At 65.2% G+C, this 18,605-nt stretch carries 20 protein-coding genes; 12 read left to right on the top strand and 8 right to left on the bottom strand.

What is annotated here, in order from left to right; genetic code table 11:
- Positions 1–12 precede the first annotated feature (12 nt).
- The 9 genes from H0X91_RS24655 to H0X91_RS24695 all read left to right on the top strand — a co-directional run bounded on the left by H0X91_RS24655 (position 13) and on the right by H0X91_RS24695 (position 7,856).
- Positions 13–1,503: an NADH-quinone oxidoreductase subunit M gene (locus H0X91_RS24655; RefSeq protein ID WP_006484881.1), complete on the top strand. Its 1,491-nt coding sequence runs from the start codon at positions 13–15 to the stop codon at positions 1,501–1,503.
- A gap of 36 nt (positions 1,504–1,539) precedes the next feature.
- Positions 1,540–2,994, top strand: coding sequence for an NADH-quinone oxidoreductase subunit NuoN (gene nuoN, locus H0X91_RS24660; RefSeq protein ID WP_171983970.1), 1,455 nt, complete (start codon positions 1,540–1,542; stop codon positions 2,992–2,994).
- The gene (locus tag H0X91_RS24665; RefSeq protein WP_006484867.1) at positions 2,994–3,290 is read left to right on the top strand and encodes a DUF2818 family protein; all 297 of its coding nucleotides are present in this window, start codon (positions 2,994–2,996) and stop codon (positions 3,288–3,290) included. The genes nuoN and H0X91_RS24665 overlap by 1 nt, the downstream gene beginning before the upstream one ends.
- 39 nt (positions 3,291–3,329) lie before the next feature.
- The gene (locus H0X91_RS24670) at positions 3,330–3,920 is read left to right on the top strand and encodes an NUDIX domain-containing protein (protein WP_006484889.1); all 591 of its coding nucleotides are present in this window, start codon (positions 3,330–3,332) and stop codon (positions 3,918–3,920) included.
- Positions 3,921–4,056: 136 nt separating this feature from the next.
- Positions 4,057–4,479 (top strand): DUF1178 family protein, encoded by a 423-nt coding sequence (locus H0X91_RS24675; protein ID WP_006484892.1) that lies wholly within the window; start codon positions 4,057–4,059, stop codon positions 4,477–4,479.
- Between the two features lie 54 nt (positions 4,480–4,533).
- Entirely contained in the window at positions 4,534–5,730 is a 1,197-nt protein-coding gene (locus H0X91_RS24680) for an acyl-CoA dehydrogenase family protein (protein ID WP_006484866.1), read from the top strand.
- 19 nt (positions 5,731–5,749) lie between these two features.
- Positions 5,750–6,883 (top strand): acyl-CoA dehydrogenase family protein, encoded by a 1,134-nt coding sequence (locus H0X91_RS24685; RefSeq protein WP_006484899.1) that lies wholly within the window; start codon positions 5,750–5,752, stop codon positions 6,881–6,883.
- Between the two features lie 38 nt (positions 6,884–6,921).
- Positions 6,922–7,383, top strand: coding sequence for a MaoC family dehydratase (locus H0X91_RS24690; RefSeq protein ID WP_006484884.1), 462 nt, complete (start codon positions 6,922–6,924; stop codon positions 7,381–7,383).
- On the top strand, positions 7,380–7,856 hold the full coding sequence (locus tag H0X91_RS24695; protein WP_006496999.1) for a MaoC family dehydratase: 477 nt from the start codon (positions 7,380–7,382) through the stop codon (positions 7,854–7,856). The genes H0X91_RS24690 and H0X91_RS24695 overlap by 4 nt, the downstream gene beginning before the upstream one ends.
- Before the next feature lie 47 nt (positions 7,857–7,903).
- Here the strand turns inward: H0X91_RS24695 and H0X91_RS24700 are convergent, their stop codons facing one another.
- Together H0X91_RS24700 and H0X91_RS24705 are read right to left on the bottom strand one after the other, a co-directional pair.
- Complete coding sequence (locus tag H0X91_RS24700; protein ID WP_006484871.1) at positions 7,904–8,596, bottom strand: glutathione binding-like protein; 693 nt, start codon at positions 8,594–8,596, stop codon at positions 7,904–7,906.
- Between the two features lie 219 nt (positions 8,597–8,815).
- Positions 8,816–9,607 (bottom strand): oxepin-CoA hydrolase, alternative type, encoded by a 792-nt coding sequence (locus H0X91_RS24705; RefSeq protein WP_062911304.1) that lies wholly within the window; start codon positions 9,605–9,607, stop codon positions 8,816–8,818.
- A 202-nt stretch (positions 9,608–9,809) separates the two neighbouring features.
- Between H0X91_RS24705 and H0X91_RS24710 the strand changes: the two genes are divergently transcribed.
- Positions 9,810–10,466 (top strand): glutathione S-transferase family protein, encoded by a 657-nt coding sequence (locus H0X91_RS24710; protein ID WP_006496998.1) that lies wholly within the window; start codon positions 9,810–9,812, stop codon positions 10,464–10,466.
- 39 nt (positions 10,467–10,505) lie between these two features.
- Here H0X91_RS24710 and H0X91_RS24715 read toward each other — a convergent pair whose 3' ends face one another.
- Both H0X91_RS24715 and H0X91_RS24720 read right to left on the bottom strand, forming a co-directional pair.
- Positions 10,506–11,678, bottom strand: coding sequence for a pyridoxal phosphate-dependent aminotransferase (locus H0X91_RS24715; protein WP_034201512.1), 1,173 nt, complete (start codon positions 11,676–11,678; stop codon positions 10,506–10,508).
- Positions 11,679–11,711: 33 nt separating this feature from the next.
- Positions 11,712–12,209 (bottom strand): putative toxin-antitoxin system toxin component, PIN family, encoded by a 498-nt coding sequence (locus H0X91_RS24720; RefSeq protein ID WP_062911305.1) that lies wholly within the window; start codon positions 12,207–12,209, stop codon positions 11,712–11,714.
- 57 nt (positions 12,210–12,266) lie between these two features.
- On the opposite strand from H0X91_RS24720, the gene yaaA reads away from it, so the two are divergent.
- On the top strand, positions 12,267–13,049 hold the full coding sequence (yaaA, locus tag H0X91_RS24725; protein ID WP_006484893.1) for a peroxide stress protein YaaA: 783 nt from the start codon (positions 12,267–12,269) through the stop codon (positions 13,047–13,049).
- A 139-nt stretch (positions 13,050–13,188) separates the two neighbouring features.
- Positions 13,189–14,343, top strand: coding sequence for a M14 family metallopeptidase (locus H0X91_RS24730; RefSeq protein WP_034201514.1), 1,155 nt, complete (start codon positions 13,189–13,191; stop codon positions 14,341–14,343).
- A gap of 87 nt (positions 14,344–14,430) precedes the next feature.
- Here the strand turns inward: H0X91_RS24730 and H0X91_RS24735 are convergent, their stop codons facing one another.
- The 4 genes from H0X91_RS24735 to H0X91_RS24750 form a co-directional block, all read right to left on the bottom strand.
- The gene (locus H0X91_RS24735) at positions 14,431–15,087 is read right to left on the bottom strand and encodes a BspC domain-containing protein (RefSeq protein ID WP_062911306.1); all 657 of its coding nucleotides are present in this window, start codon (positions 15,085–15,087) and stop codon (positions 14,431–14,433) included.
- Between the two features lie 142 nt (positions 15,088–15,229).
- The gene (locus tag H0X91_RS24740; RefSeq protein WP_006484865.1) at positions 15,230–15,904 is read right to left on the bottom strand and encodes an energy-coupling factor ABC transporter permease; all 675 of its coding nucleotides are present in this window, start codon (positions 15,902–15,904) and stop codon (positions 15,230–15,232) included.
- Positions 15,905–15,980: 76 nt separating this feature from the next.
- Complete coding sequence (locus H0X91_RS24745; RefSeq protein WP_006496994.1) at positions 15,981–16,817, bottom strand: response regulator transcription factor; 837 nt, start codon at positions 16,815–16,817, stop codon at positions 15,981–15,983.
- 215 nt (positions 16,818–17,032) lie between these two features.
- Positions 17,033–18,250, bottom strand: a complete 1,218-nt coding sequence (locus H0X91_RS24750; protein ID WP_059721334.1) for a DUF2863 family protein — start codon at positions 18,248–18,250, stop codon at positions 17,033–17,035.
- Between the last annotated feature and the right edge of the window lie 355 nt (positions 18,251–18,605).

Genomic DNA, 18,605 nt, shown 5'->3' on the forward strand with positions numbered 1-18,605 from the left:
GGGGGACAACTAATGCACGCTTTTCCGATTCTCAGTACCGCGATCTGGCTGCCGATCGTTTTCGGCCTCCTCGTGCTTGCGGTAGGTAACGACAAAAATCCGGGGACGGCCCGCTGGGTTGCGCTGATCGGTGCGCTGCTCGGCCTCGCGGTCACGATCCCGCTGATCACGGGCTTCGACTCGAGCACGGCTGCGCTGCAGTTCGTCGAGAAGTCGACCTGGATCGAACGCTTCGACATTGCGTATCACCTCGGCGTCGACGGCATCTCGATGTGGTTCGTCGTGCTGACCGCGCTGATCACCGTGATCGTCGTGATCGCCGCGTGGGAAGTGATCACCGAGAACGTCGCGCAGTACCTCGCGGCGTTCCTGATCCTGTCCGGGATCATGATCGGCGTGTTCTCGGCGGCCGACGGCCTGCTGTTCTACGTATTCTTCGAGGCGACCCTGATCCCGATGTACATCATCATCGGCGTGTGGGGCGGCCCGAACCGCGTGTATGCGGCGTTCAAGTTCTTCCTGTACACGCTGGCCGGCTCGCTGCTGATGCTGGTCGCGCTGATCTACCTGTACACGGAAACGCACTCGTTCGACCTCGCGACGTGGCAGAACGCGAAGATCGCGATGACGCCACAGATCCTGCTGTTCATTGCGTTCTTCCTCGCGTTCGCGGTGAAGGTGCCGATGTGGCCGGTGCACACGTGGCTGCCGGACGCGCACGTGGAAGCGCCGACGGGCGGCTCGGTCGTGCTGGCCGCGATCATGCTGAAGCTCGGCGCGTACGGTTTCCTGCGCTTCTCGCTGCCGATCACGCCTGACGCGAGCCACTTCCTGGCACCCGTCGTGATCACGCTGTCGCTGATCGCGGTGATCTACATCGGCCTCGTCGCGATGGTGCAGGCCGACATGAAGAAGCTGGTCGCGTATTCGTCGATCGCGCACATGGGCTTCGTCACGCTCGGCTTCTTCATCTTCAACCAGCTCGGCGTCGAAGGCGCGATCATCCAGATGATCTCGCACGGCTTCGTGTCGGGCGCGATGTTCCTCTGCATCGGTGTGCTGTACGACCGCGTGCACTCGCGCCAGATCGCCGATTACGGTGGCGTCGTCAACGTGATGCCGAAGTTCGCGGCATTCGCGATGCTGTTCTCGATGGCCAACTGCGGCCTGCCGGGTACGTCGGGTTTCGTTGGCGAGTTCATGGTGATTCTCGCGGCCGTCCAGTACAACTTCTGGATCGCATTCGGCGCGGCATTCACGCTGATCCTCGGCGCGGCCTACACGCTGTGGATGTACAAGCGTGTGTATTTCGGCGCGGTCGCGAACGATCACGTTGCCAAGCTGAAGGACATCGGCCGTCGCGAATTCCTGATGCTGGCCGTGCTCGCCGCGTTCACGCTGCTGATGGGCCTGTATCCGAAGCCTTTCACCGACGTGATGCACGTTTCCGTCGAAAACCTCCTCTCCCACGTCGCGCAGTCGAAGCTGCCGCTGGCCCAGTAATCGCGAGCGGAGGAAATCAAGATCATGAACGCTCCTATGAATGTCCTGTTGCCTGACGCGCTGGTGATGGCCGCCATCGTCGTCGCATGGCTGAACGACACCTTTACCGGTGCTTCCGGCCGCCGCCTGACCTATCTGATCGCGGTCGTCTCGTCGGTCGTCGCCGGCGTGTGGTTCGCGGTCCAGGCGCTCGACCCGCACCAGTACTACTTCTTCTCGAAGATGGTCGTCGTCGACTCGTTCGCGAGCATGATGAAGGCGGTCGTGTCGTTCGGTTTCGCGGTCTCGCTCGTCTATTCGCGCAAGTACCTCGAAGACCGCGACATGTTCCGCGGCGACGTGTTCTTGCTCGGCATGTTCTCGCTGCTCGGTCAGCTGGTCATGGTGTCGGGCAACAACTTCCTGACGCTGTACCTCGGTCTCGAACTGATGTCGCTGTCGCTGTATGCGGTCATCGCGCTGCGTCGCGATGCCGCGCAGTCGAGCGAAGCCGCGATGAAGTACTACGTGCTGGGCGCGCTCGCGTCGGGCTTCGTGCTGTACGGCATCTCGATGCTCTACGGCGCGACAGGCTCGCTCGAGCTCGGCGAAGTGTACAAGGCGGTCGGCGGCAACACCGACGCGGCCGTGCTGATGTTCGGCGTGATCTTCATCGTCGCCGGTATCGCGTTCAAGCTCGGCGCCGTACCGTTCCACATGTGGGTGCCTGACGTCTACCAGGGCGCACCGACCGCGATGACGCTGTTCGTCGGCGGCGGCCCGAAGGTTGCCGCGTTCGCGTGGGGCCTGCGCTTCCTGGTGATGGGCCTGCTGCCGCTCGCGCAGAACTGGCAGACCGCGCTCGTGATCCTGGCCGCGCTGTCGCTGATCGTCGGTAACATCACCGGTATCGTCCAGCGCAACATCAAGCGGATGCTCGCGTACTCGGCGATCTCGAACATGGGCTTCGTGCTGCTCGGCCTGCTCGCGGGCATCGTGAAGGGCGACGCGGCGGCACCGGCGAACGCCTACAGCTCGGCGATGTTCTACGCGATCGTCTACCTGATCACGACGCTCGGCTCGTTCGGCGTGGTGATGCTGCTCGCGCGCCGCGATTTCGAAGCGGAAACGATCGACGACTTCAAGGGCCTCAACAAGCGCAGCCCGGTGTTCGCGTTCGTGATGATGGTCATGATGTTCTCGCTGGCCGGCATCCCGCCGACCGTCGGCTTCTACGCGAAGCTGGCCGTGCTCGAGGCGACCGTCAACGCGGGCCTCACGTGGCTGGCCGTGCTGGCCGTGATCACGTCGTTGTTCGGCGCGTTCTACTACCTGCGCATCGTGAAGCTGATGTACTTCGATGCGCCGCAGGATTCGACGCCGATCTCGGGCGACTTCTGCAAGCGCACGATCCTCGTGCTGAACGGCCTGGCGGTCGTCGTGCTCGGCCTGATCCCGAGCCCGCTGCTGACCGCCTGCCTGCAGGCAATCCGTCACACGCTGCCGCTGTAATGTCGGCAGCCGGCTGGTTCATCGTGCTGTTGGCGCTCGTCTGCGCCAACCTGCCGTTCCTGAACCAACGCCTCTTCGCCGTCGTGCCGTTCGGCGCGACGAAGAAGAACGCGTGGGTGCGGATCGGCGAGCTGATCGTGCTGTACTTCATCGTCGGCGCGCTCGGCTTCTGGCTCGAGTCGCGCGCCGGCAACCGCTTTGAACAGGGCTGGCAGTTTTACGCGATCACGTTCAGTCTGTTCGTCGTGTTCGCGTTTCCCGGCTTCACGTTCCAGTATCTCGTCAAACGACGCTGACGGCTTCGGCCGTCCGTCGTGCTCATCCAGGAGCCGCCGATGGCCGAACTACCCAATCACGACGCCGCACTGACCGAAACCTGCCTCGAGAGCGAGGCAATCTTCGACGGCGCGTTCCTCAAGCTCAAGCGCGATACCGTCCGTCTCCCGGACGGCAAGAAGGCCACGCGCGAGTACGTGCAGCACCCGGGCGCGGTGATGGTGATCCCGCTGTTCGACGACGGCCGCGTATTGATGGAAAGCCAGTATCGCTATCCGATCGGCAAGGTGATGGCCGAATTCCCGGCCGGCAAGCTCGACCCGAACGAAGGTGCGCTCGCGTGCGCGGTGCGCGAACTGCGCGAGGAAACCGGCTACACGGCACGCGAATACGTGTTCCTCGCCCGCATTCACCCGATCATTTCCTATTCGACCGAATTCATCGACCTGTACCTCGCGCGCGGGCTGACGGCCGGCGAGCGCAAGCTCGACGAAGGCGAATTCCTCGAAACCTTCACCGCGACGCTGGCCGACCTGCAGGAATGGGTGCGCACGGGCCAGATCTCCGACGTGAAGACGATCATCGGCACGATGTGGCTCGACAAGGTGCTGTCCGGCACGTGGCCGCTCGGCCCGGTCGTCACGCCCTGAGTGCAGCGTCAGCGGCGAGCGGGGCACCGCGTTACAATCTGGTGACGCGGCGCACCCGTGCCGCGCGATCGGGATTTAGCACGATCGTTCACAAAATCGCTTTTTGCGCTACACTCGTCACACGCCCTGATTCAGCATGAAGGTCCTCGATTTACAGTGTCCGCACGGTCATCGGTTCGAAGGCTGGTTCGCTTCCGCCGATGAATTCGAAGCGCAGTTGTCCCGCAAGCTGGTCGAATGTCCGGTGTGCGGGACGACCGAGGTCAACCGTCTGCCGTCGGCGCCGCGCCTGAATCTGTCGGGGGCGACGCAGGCCCGGCCGGCCGATCCGCGTGCGCTGCAGGCGCAGGTGATGCGCGCGCTGCGCGAGGTGCTGGAGAAGACCGAGAACGTGGGCGAGCGCTTCGCCGAGGAAGCGCGGCGCATCCATTACAACGAGGCGCCCGCACGCAGCATTCGTGGCGTCACGACGCCGGAAGACGCGCAATCCTTGGTCGAAGAAGGCATCGACGTGATGCCGCTGCCGATTCCTGCCGCGCTGAAAGAACCGCTGCAATGACGTATGCAGTGAGTCCTGGCCGGGCCGGACGGCCGCGGTCAGGAGACACTGCGCATGGATCTGGACTATTCCCCCGCCGACGACGCGTTCCGCGTTGACGTCCGCGCCTGGCTCGAGGCCCACCTGCCTCATGCTCTGCGCGCCAAGGTACTCGATCACAAACGACTCGACCGCGAGGATTTCGCGAGCTGGCACCGGATTCTCGGCCAGCGCGGCTGGTCCGCGCCCGCGTGGCCGGTCGAATATGGCGGCCCGGGCTGGAACGCGACGCAGCGACACATCTGGGACGAGGAATGCGCGCGGATCGGTGCGCCGACCGTGCTGCCGTTCGGGGTGTCGATGGTCGCGCCGGTTTTGATGAAATACGGCAGCGAAGCGCAGAAGCGCCACTATCTGCCGCGTATTCTCGACGGCTCGGACTGGTGGTGTCAGGGTTACTCGGAGCCGGGCTCCGGATCCGACCTCGCGTCGCTGCGCACGCGCGCCGAGCGCCACGGCGATCACTACGTCGTCAACGGCCAGAAGACCTGGACCACGCTCGGCCAGTACGCCGACATGATGTTCTGCCTCGTGCGTACCGATCCGGCCGCGAAGAAGCAGGAGGGTATCTCGTTCCTGCTGATCGACATGAAGACGCCCGGCATCACGGTGCGTCCGATCGTGATGCTCGACGAAGACCACGAGGTCAACGAGGTGTTCTTCGAGGACGTGAAGGTGCCGGTCGAGAACCTCGTCGGCGACGAGAACCGCGGCTGGACCTACGCGAAATACCTGCTCGGCCACGAGCGCACCGGCATCGCGCGCGTTGGCGCGTCGAAGCGGGAGCTCGCGTTCCTGAAGCGTGTCGCATCGAACCAGCGCAAGAACGGCAAGCCGTTGCTCGCCGATCCCGTGTTCGCTGCGAAGGTCGCGGCGCTCGAAGTCGAGCTGATGGCGCTCGAGGTGACGGTGCTGCGCGTCGTCAGCCGCGAGACGAGCGGCAAGGGGCCCGGCCCCGAAGCGTCGATGCTGAAGATCAAGGGCACCGAGGTGCAGCAGGCGCTCACCGAGCTGATGGTCGAGGCGATCGGTCCGCTGGCCGCACCGTTCGACGTGCCGTTCCTCGACGGCGAGCGCGAGCACAGCATCGCGGGCGACGACGATGCGGCGCCGCTCGCCGCGTACTACTTCAATTACCGGAAGACGTCGATCTACGGCGGTTCGAACGAGATCCAGAAGAACATCATCGCGCAGATGATTCTGGGGCTGTGATCAGGGAGCGGAGACAACCATGGATTTCAGCTTTACCGATGAGCAGCAGCAGTTCGCCGACGCGCTGCGCCGGTATCTCGGCGAGCAATACGGTTTCGAAGCGCGCCAGGCGATCGTGCGCAGCGATGCCGGCGTATCGGACGCGCAATGGAGCGCATTCACCGAACTCGGGTTGACCGCGTTGCCCGTGCCGGACGCGCAGGGCGGCTTCGGCGGCGGCCCGGTCGACATGCTGGTCGTGATGCAGGAGCTCGGCCGCGCACTCGTGATCGAGCCGTACTGGGCCACGGCAGTCGGCGTCGAGGCGTTGCGGATCGCCGGCTCCGGCGCAGGCGAAGATGCCGCGTTGCTGGAGGCGGTCGCGCAGGGGCACAAGCGCGTGGCGGTCGCGTTCCACGAACCGCGAGCGCGCTACGACCTGTACGCACTCGACACGCATGCGCGCGAGCAGGGCGACACGTACCGGCTGACCGGCGCCAAGTCGGTGGTTCAGCACGGCGCCCAGGCGCATGCGTGGATCGTGCCTGCGCGGGTCGACGGCGGCGGCATCGGCCTCTTTGTCGTCGAACACGATGCAGCGAACACGAAGGTGGTCGACTACCGGACCATCGATGGCCAGCGTGCCGCGACGATCTCCTTCGATGACACGCCGGCCCGATTGCTGACGGGTGGCGCGCGCGACGCGGCGGCACTCGAGCAGATTGCCGATTACGCGACTTTCCTGCTGTGCGCGGAAGCGGTCGGCGCGCTCGACGAACTCAATCGCGCGACGGTCGAATACACGAAGACGCGCGAGCAGTTCGGCGTGCCGATCGCGCGTTTTCAGGCGCTGCAGCACCGAATGGTCGACATGCTGATCCATGCCGAGCAGGCGCGTTCGCTGACCTATCTCGCGGCGGTGCGCTACGCGAACGGCGACGCCGATGCGCGGCGCAAGGCCGTGTCGGCCGCGAAGGCGCGGGTCGGGTCGGCCGCACGCTTCGTCGGCCAGCAGGCGGTCCAGCTGCACGGCGGCATGGGCGTGACCAACGAGGTGGCCGCCGCGCACCTGTTCAAACGGCTGTCGATCATCGAGACGACACTCGGCGATACCGATCATCACCTCGCCCGCATCGCGGCGCTGCCCGATTTCGCGCAGACCGACGTAGCATGATGGCGACGCGCGAGCGCGCGAGACAAGGAGACTTATCAGTGGGCATCAGTTACGAAGATCTGGTGGTCGGCAGTACCACCGAAGTGGGCCGCTATACGTTCGAGCCTGACGACATCAAGGCGTTCGCGAAGCGCTACGATCCGCAGCCGTTCCATCTCGACGAGGAAGCGGGGAAGGCGTCGCATTTCGGCGGCCTCGTCGCGAGCGGTTGGCATACGTGCTCGGTGTTCATGAGCCTGCTGATCCAGAAGCTCGGACCGGATTCGACCAGCATGGGCTCGCCCGGCATCGATTCGATTCGCTGGCTGAAGCCGGTGCGCGCCGGCGACACGATCACGATGTACCAGAAGGTGCACGACAAGCGCGTGTCGGAGAGCAAGCCCGATCGCGGCATCGTATCGACGGAATGGGTTGGCGTGAACGAAGCCGGCGAGACGGTGATCACCGTGCACACCAAGGTGATTTTCGGGCTGCGCCATCCGGGAGGCGCGAAGATATGACCGACGTGACCTTGCCGCTGATCGCATCGGCGCAGGCGCTGCAGGCGCGGGTCGGCGCGGAGCCGCTCGCGAGCGGCTGGATCGAGATCGACCAGCCGCGCGTCGACGGTTTCGCCGACGCGACCGGCGACCATCAATGGATTCACGTCGACCCCGAGCGCGCGCGGCGCGAGTCGCCGTTCGGCGGACCGATCGCGCACGGGTTCCTGACGCTGTCGCTGATTCCCGCGTTGATGACCGACGCGATGCGCTTCGAGCAGAAGATGGGCGTGAACTACGGGCTGAACCGCGTGCGGTTTTTGAAGCCGGTGCCGGTCGGTGCGCGCGTGCGTGCGCTGTTCGCGGTGAAGGAAACCGCCGACGCTGCGCGTGGCGGCATTCAGGTGACGTGGTCCGTATCGGTGCAGGTCGAGCGCCCCGACGCGCCGCTGCCGGTGTGCGCGGCGGAGTTCATCACGCTGCATTACTTCTGAGGCACGGAGCGGCATGCACGGATGCCGCTCCGCCCGCCGCGTGCGGGTCAGTGCTTCGCGTATTGCGTCGCGCCGAACAGCACCTCGCGCGCCTTGTCGTCCTGCAGCGGCTTGCGCATCGACGCGAGCACCTCGACGCCGCGCTGCACGGCCGGTCGCGCGGCGATCGCCTCGTGCCAGCGCTTCACGTTCGGCAAGGCGTCGAGCACGATGCCCTGGTTCTGCCACGAACGTGTCCACGGGAACGTCGCAATGTCCGCGATCGTGTACGTGTCGCCCGCGAGATACTCGGATTCGCCGAGGCGCTTTTCCATCACGTTGTACAGGCGTTTCGCTTCGTTCGTGTAGCGGTTGACCGCATACTCGATCTTCTCCGGCGCATACAGGCGGAAGTGGTGCGCCTGCCCGAGCATCGGGCCGACACCGCCCATCTGGAACATCAGCCACTCGAGCGTCGCATAGCGTGCGGCCGGATCGGTCGGCAGGAACTTGCCGGTCTTCTCCGCGAGGTAGATCAGGATCGCGCCCGATTCGAACAGCGAGATCGGTTGGCCGCCGGGGCCGTCCGGATCGACGATCGCGGGGATCTTGTTGTTCGGGCTGATCTTCAGGAACGCGGGCTCGAACTGGTCGCCCGCGCCGATATCGATCGGATGGGCACGATATGCGAGGCCCGTTTCCTCGAGCATGATGTGCACCTTGTGGCCATTCGGGGTCGCCCAGCTATAGACGTCGATCATCGTCAACTCCTGTGAGGCTTGCGCGAAAACGGCGCCGGCGGCGCCGCGACAGGCGGTCATTAGAGCATGGATCGACACGGGCTGCTGGCGACGCAAACGCGTGTGCCGACGGGCAGGCAAGGCCGGGCGGGAGATCGCCGTCGGCATTGCGTGCGACGGCGACATGCGCATCGGAGGGACGCGGCGGCGTGGCGTCGGTTCGAAGGCCGACGCGGCGGATCAGCGCTTGTAGCGCGGCGGGCGCTTCTCGAGAAAGGCGGTGATGCCTTCGAGCCCGTCCGCATGATGCAGCGACGCGACGAAATGATCGCGCTCGGTGCCGAGGTGCGCGTCCAGCGGTTGCGCGGTCGCGTCGTCGAGCAACGACTTGATGCGCGTGAGCGCATTCGGCGAGATGCCGGCGAGCGTGTCGGCCCATGCCAGTGCGTCACTCAGTGCCGTGCCGGGCGTGGCGAGCCGGTTGACGACGCCGAGCGCATGCAGGCGTTCGGCGGCAACCGGCTTGCCTTCGAACAGGATCTCGGCCGCGATCGCGCGCGGCAACGCACGGGCGAGAAACCACGAGCCGCCGCCGTCGGGCGTCAGGCCGACGCGCGCATACGACATCACGAATTTCGCATCATGTGCGGCGACGATCAGGTCGCACGCGAGCGCGAGCGAGAAGCCCGCGCCGGCCGCGGCGCCTTCGACGGCTGCGATCACCGGCTTCGTGGCTGCGCGGATCGCCGTTACCCATGCCGCGAGCTGATCGATGCTGTCGGCCTGAAAGGACGGCTCCTTCGAGCGATTCTCGAGCAGCCGGTTCAGGTTGCCGCCTGCGCAGAAGAAGCGGTCGGCACCTGTCAGCACGACGGCGCGAATCGCCGGATCGCGCTCGGCGGTGGCGAGCGCTTCGATGCCGGCCGCGTACATGTCGGGATGCAGCGCGTTGCGCGCGCCGGGATTGGACAGTGTGAGGACGAGCGTCGCTTCGCTCTCGGGCGGACGCGAGGCCAGCAGTTCAGCACTCATGGGAGCGTGTCTCCATCGGATGGCGCGGCTGTGACGCCGCGTGTGTCGCGTGGACAGGCGGCGCCGTCGCCGCAGCGGCGGTAATGTTGTCGTGACGAACGCAAAACTTGCTTTAGACTAGCACGAACGTGCTTTTCAGCGCGATGAATCCCGATGCGGCCGGCGTCGAGGCGGCCGCGCTTCAGCCAGGAAGGAGACTCCGATGCTACAGCTGTGCGGTATCCCGTTGTCCAACTACTACAACAAGGTGAAGTTCGTCCTGCTCGAGCACGACATTCCGTTCGAGGAGTCGGTGTGCGGTTTGCCGATCAGCGATCCGGCGCAGCTTGCCGATTCGCCGCTCGGCAAGATTCCGTTCCTGAAGACCGAAGAGGGCGCGCTGTTCGAGTCGCAGGTGATCGTCGAATACCTGGCGGCGCGCTATCCCGAAAAAGGTATTTTGCCCGCAAGCCCGTTCGCGGCCGCGAAGGTGCGCGAACTGGTCGAGACGCTTGAGCTGTATCTCGAATGGATGGCGCGCGAGGTCTATACGGAAGCGTTTTTCGGCGGCAAGGTCAGCGACGGGATGAAGGCGCACGTCGAGAAGCGTCTGCCGCGCGCGATCGATGCCTTCAAGCAGATGACGCGGTTTTCGCCGTATGTGCTCGGCGAATCGTTCGGCCTCGCGGACATTGCGGCGTGGGTCCATCTGCCGGTCATCGGCATGGCGACGAAGGCCATATTCGGCCGCGACTTCCTGCTCGATGCAGGCATCGACTGGAAGGCGCACGCGAAGACGGTGGGTGAGCGCCCGGCCGCGCAACGCGTGGCAGCCGAGCGCAAGGCGTATATCGAAGCGGCGAACGTCGTGCGTTCGTAAGCGTTTCTGACGGGCGGCGTGCGGCCGCCCGTGGCGGTCTTACAGGCGGGCGAGCCGTTCGAGCGCGGAGGCGAGCGTGCTTTCCTGCTTCGCGAAGCAGAAGCGGACGACGCCCGATTCGTGCGGCTCGTGATAGAACGCCGACACCGGAATGGCGGCCACGCCGATCTCCGACGTGAGCCACTTCGAAAATTCCGCTTCGGGCAGGTCGCTGATCGCCGAGTAGTCGACGCACTGAAAGTACGTGCCCGTGCACGGCAGCAGCTTGAAGCGCGTGCGTTCGAGGCCGGCCCGGAAGAAATCGCGCTTGTGCTGATAGAAGCCCGCGAGCGACAGGTACGGCGCCGGGTCGCGCAGGTAGTCGGCGAGCCCGATCTGCATCGGCGTGTTTACCGTGAACACGTTGAACTGGTGGACCTTGCGGAATTCCGCGGTCAGCGCGGCAGGCGCCGCGACGTAACCGACCTTCCAGCCCGTCACGTGATAGGTCTTGCCGAAGCTCGACACGATGAAGCTGCGCGCGGCGAGTTCCGGGTAGCGCGCGACGCTCTCGTGGCGCGCGCCGTCGTAGACCATGTGCTCGTACACCTCGTCGGACAGGATCAGCACGTTGGTGCCGCGCACGATGTCCTCGAGCTTGCGCATGTCGGCCTCGCGCCACACGGTGCCCGTCGGGTTGTGCGGCGTGTTGATCAGGATCATCCGCGTTTTCGGCGTGATCGCGGCCGCGAGGCGGTCGAACGGGATCGCATAGTCGGGCGCCTCCAGCGTGACGAACACCGGTTTGCCGCCCGCGAGCTCGATCGACGGCAGGTAGCTGTCGTAGGTCGGCTCGACGACGATCACTTCGTCGCCCGGATGCACCGCGCACAGGATCGCCGTCAGCAGCGCCTGCGTCGCGCCGGCCGTCACGGTGATTTCGCTGGCCGGATCGTAGCGCCGGCCGTACAGCTGCGCGATCTTGTCGGCGATCGCGTCGCGCAGCGGCGCGACGCCGGCCATCGGCGGATACTGGTTGTGCCCGTTGCGCATCGCGGCCGAGACCGCATCGACGATGCGCGGATCGCAATCGAAATCCGGGAAACCCTGGCCGAGGTTCACCGCCCCTTTTTCGGCGGCAAGCGCGCTCATGACCGTGAAGATCGTCGTGCCGACGTTCGGCAGGCGCGAGGGGAAAACGGGCGTCGTTGGCATATCTGAAGGAGCGTTCATCGATACGGTCGAAATCGGGTGGGGCCGTGTGCGTCAGGCTGGCGTGGTCGGGGCGGCCGGCGTCGCGTCGAGCGCGCAGGCCTCGGTAAAGGGAGCGGGCTGCGCGATCCGGAAACCGAAGTCGCGTGCGGTGCGTTTCGCGAGCTTCAGCAGCGCGCGGTCCTTCGACACGAGCCAGTCGGCCTGCGCGGCGCGGGCAAGCTCGAGAAATTTCTGGTCGTCGCGGTCCTTGCACTTCGGCAGCGGCGGCGCGGCGGCGTCGACGGGCTGCGGTTCGACGAGGTTCGCGAGACGGGCGACGGTCGCGAGCGCGGCCGCCTTGTCGATCGCGCGCGACTGGAACTGCGGATAGTCGAGCACGTATTCGAGCTCGGTCAGGCAGCGGCCGTCGATCACGGCGGCCAGCGTGCCGCATTCCAGCGCGGCGCGGATCGGGCGCGTAGCGGGGTCGTCGAATACGAGGATGTCGATCCAGACGTTCGAGTCGAGCACGACGCAGTGCGCGGCATGCGGGGCGAGAGAGCGGCTCATTCGTTACAATCGGTGGTTTTCGTCTGACCGCAAGGCACGGCGTGCCAGCGAGCCTCTATGATAATCGTTCTCTCTCCCGCCAAATCCCTCGACTACGATACGCCCGCGCACGTCCCGTCTTACACGTTGCCTGCATTCGTCGACGACGCGTCGGAACTGATCCACGGCCTGCGCAAGCTGTCGCCGCAGGACATCGCGACGCTGATGGATATCTCCGATCCGCTTGCGCGCTTGAATTTCCAGCGCTACGCCGACTGGTCGCCGACCTTCACGCCGGCCAACGCGAAGCAGGCCGTGCTGGCGTTCAACGGTGACGTCTACGAGGGTTTCGACGCAAAATCGCTGTCGTCCACCGACCTCGACTATGCGCAGCAGCACGTGCGCGTGCTGTCGGGCCTGTACGGGCTGCTGCGTCCGCTCGACCTGCTGCAGCCGTACCGGCTCGAGATGGGTACGCGGTTCGCGAACGCACGCGGCAAGGATCTGTATGCGTTCTGGGGCGACCGCATCACGCGGGCGCTGAACGAGCAGCTGGAGACGCGCAGCGGCGCCGCACGCGTGCTGGTCAACTGCGCGTCGACCGAATACTTCAAGTCGGTCAAGCCGAAGCTGCTGGCCGCACCGGTCATCACGCCGGTATTCGAGGACTGGAAGGGCGGCCGCTACAAGATCATCAGCTTTCATGCGAAACGCGCGCGCGGCCTGATGGCGCGTTTTGTCGTCGAGAACCGTATCACCGACCCGAAGGCGCTGAAGGCATTCGCGACCGAAGGCTATGCGTTCGATGCGGCGGCGTCGAACGATTCGACTTACGTATATCGCCGGCGCATCGGCGAGTGACCCTGCCGGCCGTTCACGAGACGGCCGGCGCCTGCATGAGGCCGGACAGGCGGTACGCCGCGTGCTTCGGTCAACCGCTTTGCATGGGGCCGGCGTAAGCGCTAAAGCGCTAACGCCGGTCGATAACGGAGAGAGACAGATGACCCTTTCGATCACCAGTAATTTCGACGCAGGCGCCATCGACGTCGTGTCGTGCGAGCGCCCCGACGCGATCCGGCTGCGCGTGCGCGGCGACAATCGGTCGGAGTTCGCGCAATGGTTTTACTACCGCTTGACGGGCGCGCGTGGCGAGCGGTGCGTGATGACGTTCGAGAACGCAGCCGAATGCGCATACCCGTCGGGCTGGCGCAACTATCACGCGGTGGCGAGCTACGACCGGGTCGACTGGTTCCGCGTGCCGACGACGTTCGACGGCAAGACGATGACCATCGACCATACACCCGAGTTCGACAGCATCTACTACGCGTATTTCGAACCGTACTCGGAAGAGCGTCACGCGGCGTTTCTCGGCGCGGTCCAGCAGTTGCCGCAGGCGAGCATCGTCGAGCTCGGCCGCACGGTCGAAGGCCGTCCGATGTCGCTGCTGACGCTCGGCACGCCGGAAACCGACGATGCGCCGAAGAAGAAGGTATGGATCATCGCGCGCCAGCATCCGGGCGAGTCGATGGCCGAGTGGTTCGTCGAAGGCCTGGTCAAGCGGCTGGCGGGATGGGGCGACTGGGCCGGCGATCCGGTGGCGCGCAAGCTCTACGATCGCGTGACGTTCTACATCGTCCCGAACATGAATCCGGACGGCAGCGTGCACGGCAACCTGCGCACCAATGCGGCCGGCGCGAACCTGAACCGCGAGTGGATGGCGCCCGATGCCGAGCGCAGCCCCGAAGTGCTGGCCGTGCGCGATGCGATCCACGCGATCGGCTGCGACATGTTCTTCGACATTCACGGCGACGAGGATCTGCCGTACGTGTTCGTCGCCGGCTCGGAGATGCTGCCGAGCTTTACCGAGCAGCAGGGCAAGGAGCAGGCCGCGTTCATCGACGCGTTCAAGGTCGCCAGCCCCGACTTCCAGACCGAGCATGGCTACGCGGCGAGCAAGTACAAGGAAGATGCGCTGAAGCTCGCGTCGAAGTACATCGGCCATCAGTTCGGCTGCCTGTCGTTGACGCTCGAAATGCCGTTCAAGGACAACGCGAACCTGCCCGACGAGCGCGTCGGCTGGAACGGCGAGCGCAGCGCGGCGCTCGGCGCGGCGATGCTGGCTGCGATCCTGGTGCACGTCGACACGTTCGCGTAAGCGCAGCCGTTCGTCGTCGCATGAAAAAAGCCGGCGCATCTCGTGATGCGCCGGCTTTTTTGCCGCTGTCGTTGCAGCTCCGTCGTATCAGGACTTCTTCGCGGTTTTTTTCTTCACGGCCTTCTTCTGGCCGCTGGATTTCTTCGTCGCGACGGCCTTCTTGCTGCCGGCGCGGCTCGATGCCTTCGCCTTGGCTTTGCCGCGGTGCGACTTGCCCTTGAACTTCTTCGTCGAAGACGACGAGCGTTCGACGCGCGGCTTCAGCGGCGGGACCGGGTCGTTCCAGCTGAACGCGAGCATTTGCTGGCCGACATAGCCGCAACGGAATTTCAGCGGCGTCGGATCGCTGCCGTTGCTGTGGATGCCGAGCCCATCGACGGTGACGATGTTGTCGACCTTCACGCGCTGCTTGCCCTGGTCGAACGAGTCGTTCCACGGCGTGATGGTCGCGTTGCCGCTGTCGAATGCGTTCGGCGCGAAGTCGACGCGGTCGAACGCCGTCGACGTACTGGCGATGAAGCTGCCGTGCGCCGCACAATCGGCGGCGAGCGGATCGGCATGCATCTCGTCGACGAATTTGTTGATCAGTTCGGAGCGCTGGTCGAGCAGGTCGGCGAATACCGGAGCGGGAAGCGCAAGCGACAGGCCCGCGATACAGGCTGCCAGCTTGCCGAGCGCCCGGAAAATCCGGAGCGAGGCAGGTGAGCTGTCCATCTGGTTATTGGTGAGGAGCGAAGGAGACATCGGGCACGTATAGATGCCCGATGAAGAACAGGAGTTCAATCTTAGCGTAAAAAAGTTGTGCGGCAGTAGGTGGCGTATTCGGCGCGCGTCGTGGACGGTGCCGCCGGCACATGTGCGCGCCGAGCCGGTCGGGAGGGGAAAGTCAGGCGCGCGGGCCGCCGAGGCGGTAGCGCCGGACGTCGAAGGTCGTGACCCACGCGGGGCGATAGACGGCGATGAGTGCCGTCGCCATGCCGGTGAACCACGCTTCGCCGAGCGCGAGCAGCGCGGTGTTCAGCAGATAGCCTGCCGGAATCACGACGGGCACGCCGTCGGCGAGCGCGAGCTGGACACCGGCCGCCGCAGCGGCGACCGCGACGATCGCGATGGCCGGCGACAGGAAGCCCTGCCCGGTGATGAACGATGCGAGGTTGTGCGGCAGCCACGCGAGCGCGGCGCGTTGCAGCAACGCCGACACGGCGACAGGCAGCGCACCGTAGATCAGATAGGTCAGGCCGATGCCTTGCCACGGCGCGTCGAAGATGACCGCGGCAATCGCCGTGACGGCGCCCATCGCAACCAGGGCGAGCGTCCAGTCGAACAGCGTGACGAGCAGCGTTGCGCCAAGCAGATGCATGACGATGCCGTCTTCGAGCCATGCGTTCGAAGCCCACAGGACCGTGATCGCAGTGACGAGTGCGAGCCACACGTGCTGAAGCGTGGCGTCTTGCAGGCGTACGAACGGGCGATTCCAGATCGCGAGCGCGAGCAGGGCCACGGCGGCGATCCAGCCACCGATGCCAACCCAGAGCGGAAGCGGTGTGAAAAGAAAACCCATGCGTCCATATTACTCGTTGAGCATCAAAGGTGGGAACCGGCGCATGCGCGACCGTCGCAATATCGAGACTGTTTGCCTAGCGTCCGCGCCGGAACCGTGCCGGTGGCTCGGCGGCGAGCGGCAGATCGTGCGTGCCGGCATTCGCGGTAGGCAACGGGTACGGACGGTCATGCCGTTGTGTTCGCAGCGGAACCGGGCCGTGTTCGCCGATGGCCGGCTTGCGGGCGCGGTTGCGGTTCGCCAGCAGCACCTCGAGATGGGGCGACAGCCAGCCGTTGTAGATCGCGACCGCGGCGGCGCGGTTTGCGGCGCCAAGCTGCTGGAAGATGCTCGCGAGGTGGATCTTCACGGTGCCTTCGCTGATGCCGAGCGTACGCGCGATCATCTTGTTCGTGCTGCCCATGTGGACGAACCGCATGATCTGCGCTTGTCGCGGCGACAGGAGGCCGCTCGGCGGGCGGCGGGGCAGCGAGCCGGCGAGCGTCTGGAAATGGGCATCGTGGCGCGCCGTCGCCGTGGACGGCAGCAGGCTGAGGGCGATCGGCGGAATGTAGTGCCCGCCCAGCAGGACGATCTCGAGCGCGCGCACGATGAGGTGCGGCCGCGTGGAATGCGGGATCACGCCCGCGACGCCGTAGTTGAAGAAACGCTGGATGGCTTCGGGCGAGATCTCGTCGACCAGGACGGCGACCGGTGTCGGCGAGCACGCGTTACCGAGCGCCTGAAGCTCGCTGAGCCGGCCCACGTCGAGCCAGTCGATCGCGAGGAGGTCGAAACGCTGGGTGCGCAGCAGCCGGCGCGCCTGGAAACCGTCAGGCGCATCGTTGATGCTGGCGTGCCGGTCGATCTGCCGCAACAGGGCCTTCAGTCCGTCACGCCGTTCGGCGTCTGAGTTAAGCACCAAGAATCGCATATTCAATCTCCATAAGGTGAGTCATTGACTGCTGTCGGGGGGATATAAGCTGGCCCCGATAATGACAAAGACCTTACACGATGTCTGCTTGGCTGAAAGGCTTAGGAAAAGTTCGAAATTTTGGGCGACAGAACATCGGACAAGAAAAAAAGCCGCTTCGGCAGGCACCGGAAGCGGCTTTTGGCGGGGCAGGCTGCAGGGCCTGCGGGGGCGAGTCAGTGGAAATGCGGCTGCGCGGGCGACGCGTCTTCCGGCATTTCCGCATGGACGATTTCGCCGAGCGGATCGGCGTACAGCGGCACACCGCAGTCGTCGCAGTATTCAGGTTCGAAGCGGCCCGCGTGCCGGCGGACGTCGGTTACGCCGCATTCCTTCAGCAGGCTTACGATTTCCTCGAGCGGCCCTTCGATCGGCGCTTCGCCTTCGAGCGTCGCGCTGTCGATCGAAACGTCGCCGTTTTCACGGCCGTAGAGCGGCCACACGACGCCGTAGATCACATCGTTGCTGGCACGCCGCGTGAAGCCGACCCGATACTCGTCGATACGGCGTTCGCCGAAGCCGGCGACCACCGCGCGCAACTCCTGCGGCGCTGCACCAAGTGTGTCGAATAGATAACGAATGGCCGTTCGGACGGTGTGTGGACGCACGCGTTCGTCCGCATCGCGACAGGCCGAGTAGTACGCGTCCGGAAGCAGGCATTCGAACTCGCAGCCGGGCAGCGCGATCGACAGGTTCGGGCCGCCCTGTGCCGTCCACTGTTCGAGGCACTGGCCGCGCTCGATACGGCTGCCGTTTTCTTCTTCCTGCCAACGGAACAGCGCCGCGCCGGTCGGCGCGGCGACGACCGCCAGCAGGAAGCGCGGATCGGCCAGGATCGGCGAGGTTTCCGGCAGGTCGCCGAAGCTCAGCTTCGGGGTGTGCTGACCGATCGCCGCATGCGCGAGCTGCTGGGCCAGCCGGTAGGTTTCCACGTGGTGCCGCGGCAGCTGGTCGATGCTGTAGAGGAAGGGAGCAAGTCCGACGAGGGTGCCGTTTGCGAGCACGTGCGCCTGCAGGTGCGTGCGCAGCGCGTCGGCAACGTCGCCCTTCAGCGGGCCCGACGGAATCATGTAGCGCGTCCAGGCGAGCACCGGGACGGCGACCAGCAGCGCATCGTACGGTTGGCCGTCGTGGTCGATCACCATCGACTCGCTGTGTGTCTCGGCCATGTCGGCGAGCGCGCCGTAGGCGTCGGGATGATTCTGCTGAAGATGGTCGAGCGCGGCGTCGAGCGTGGTCTGATTGCCGTTGCGGACGATCTTGGCGAGCAGCGCGTCGAGCTTCGCTTCCCAGAAGCGATCCTCGATGCGGCTGCCCGACGCGAAGAGCGCAAGCGACAGACCGACCAGTTTGTCGGCATCGGGGGGGAGGCGTTTGGCGATTCGCTGGCGCATATTAAAGACGTATATAGAAAGAGGCGAAGAACCTCACATTCTAGTCCGTTCTTTGCACCATAAGCGGCCTCGTGCCCAGGCATGGCCGGACGGCCGAAATGCGGCGCTCGTAAAAAAGTTGCTTCAAGCCCCTTGCGCGATCGCCGTGAGCTGCATAGAATCACGCCTCTTTCGCGCTAACGGAAACGCGGCGCGGGAGGAAGGGAAGCAGTGCCGTTGGAGTTCGGAAGGTAGCGAGCCTCGGCGGTACGGAAGTTGAGCCCCGCAGTCGCAGCGAAGTCGTTCAGAAAGTTGTTGACGAGCTGCGAAACACGGTTCATAATCTCGCTTCTCTGCTGCTGAAAACGCAGCGCTG

Origin of the sequence: Burkholderia sp. 9777_1386 (assembly GCF_015712265.1) — a bacterium.
Classification (GTDB): domain Bacteria; phylum Pseudomonadota; class Gammaproteobacteria; order Burkholderiales; family Burkholderiaceae; genus Burkholderia; species Burkholderia cenocepacia.

What these genes read in the sequence shown, in the direction of transcription:
- H0X91_RS24655 (WP_006484881.1), top strand. Translation starts at nt 13, where the DNA reads ATGCACGCTTTTCCGATTCTCAGTACCGCGATCTGGCTGCCGATCGTT.
- nuoN (WP_171983970.1), top strand. Translation starts at nt 1,540, where the DNA reads ATGAATGTCCTGTTGCCTGACGCGCTGGTGATGGCCGCCATCGTCGTC.
- H0X91_RS24665 (WP_006484867.1), top strand. Translation starts at nt 2,994, where the DNA reads ATGTCGGCAGCCGGCTGGTTCATCGTGCTGTTGGCGCTCGTCTGCGCC.
- H0X91_RS24670 (WP_006484889.1), top strand. Translation starts at nt 3,330, where the DNA reads ATGGCCGAACTACCCAATCACGACGCCGCACTGACCGAAACCTGCCTC.
- H0X91_RS24675 (WP_006484892.1), top strand. Translation starts at nt 4,057, where the DNA reads ATGAAGGTCCTCGATTTACAGTGTCCGCACGGTCATCGGTTCGAAGGC.
- H0X91_RS24680 (WP_006484866.1), top strand. Translation starts at nt 4,534, where the DNA reads ATGGATCTGGACTATTCCCCCGCCGACGACGCGTTCCGCGTTGACGTC.
- H0X91_RS24685 (WP_006484899.1), top strand. Translation starts at nt 5,750, where the DNA reads ATGGATTTCAGCTTTACCGATGAGCAGCAGCAGTTCGCCGACGCGCTG.
- H0X91_RS24695 (WP_006496999.1), top strand. Translation starts at nt 7,380, where the DNA reads ATGACCGACGTGACCTTGCCGCTGATCGCATCGGCGCAGGCGCTGCAG.
- H0X91_RS24700 (WP_006484871.1), bottom strand. Translation starts at nt 8,596, where the DNA reads ATGATCGACGTCTATAGCTGGGCGACCCCGAATGGCCACAAGGTGCAC.
- H0X91_RS24705 (WP_062911304.1), bottom strand. Translation starts at nt 9,607, where the DNA reads ATGAGTGCTGAACTGCTGGCCTCGCGTCCGCCCGAGAGCGAAGCGACG.
- H0X91_RS24710 (WP_006496998.1), top strand. Translation starts at nt 9,810, where the DNA reads ATGCTACAGCTGTGCGGTATCCCGTTGTCCAACTACTACAACAAGGTG.
- H0X91_RS24715 (WP_034201512.1), bottom strand. Translation starts at nt 11,678, where the DNA reads ATGAACGCTCCTTCAGATATGCCAACGACGCCCGTTTTCCCCTCGCGC.
- H0X91_RS24720 (WP_062911305.1), bottom strand. Translation starts at nt 12,209, where the DNA reads ATGAGCCGCTCTCTCGCCCCGCATGCCGCGCACTGCGTCGTGCTCGAC.
- yaaA (WP_006484893.1), top strand. Translation starts at nt 12,267, where the DNA reads ATGATAATCGTTCTCTCTCCCGCCAAATCCCTCGACTACGATACGCCC.
- H0X91_RS24730 (WP_034201514.1), top strand. Translation starts at nt 13,189, where the DNA reads ATGACCCTTTCGATCACCAGTAATTTCGACGCAGGCGCCATCGACGTC.
- H0X91_RS24735 (WP_062911306.1), bottom strand. Translation starts at nt 15,087, where the DNA reads ATGTCTCCTTCGCTCCTCACCAATAACCAGATGGACAGCTCACCTGCC.
- H0X91_RS24740 (WP_006484865.1), bottom strand. Translation starts at nt 15,904, where the DNA reads ATGGGTTTTCTTTTCACACCGCTTCCGCTCTGGGTTGGCATCGGTGGC.
- H0X91_RS24745 (WP_006496994.1), bottom strand. Translation starts at nt 16,817, where the DNA reads ATGCGATTCTTGGTGCTTAACTCAGACGCCGAACGGCGTGACGGACTG.
- H0X91_RS24750 (WP_059721334.1), bottom strand. Translation starts at nt 18,250, where the DNA reads ATGCGCCAGCGAATCGCCAAACGCCTCCCCCCCGATGCCGACAAACTG.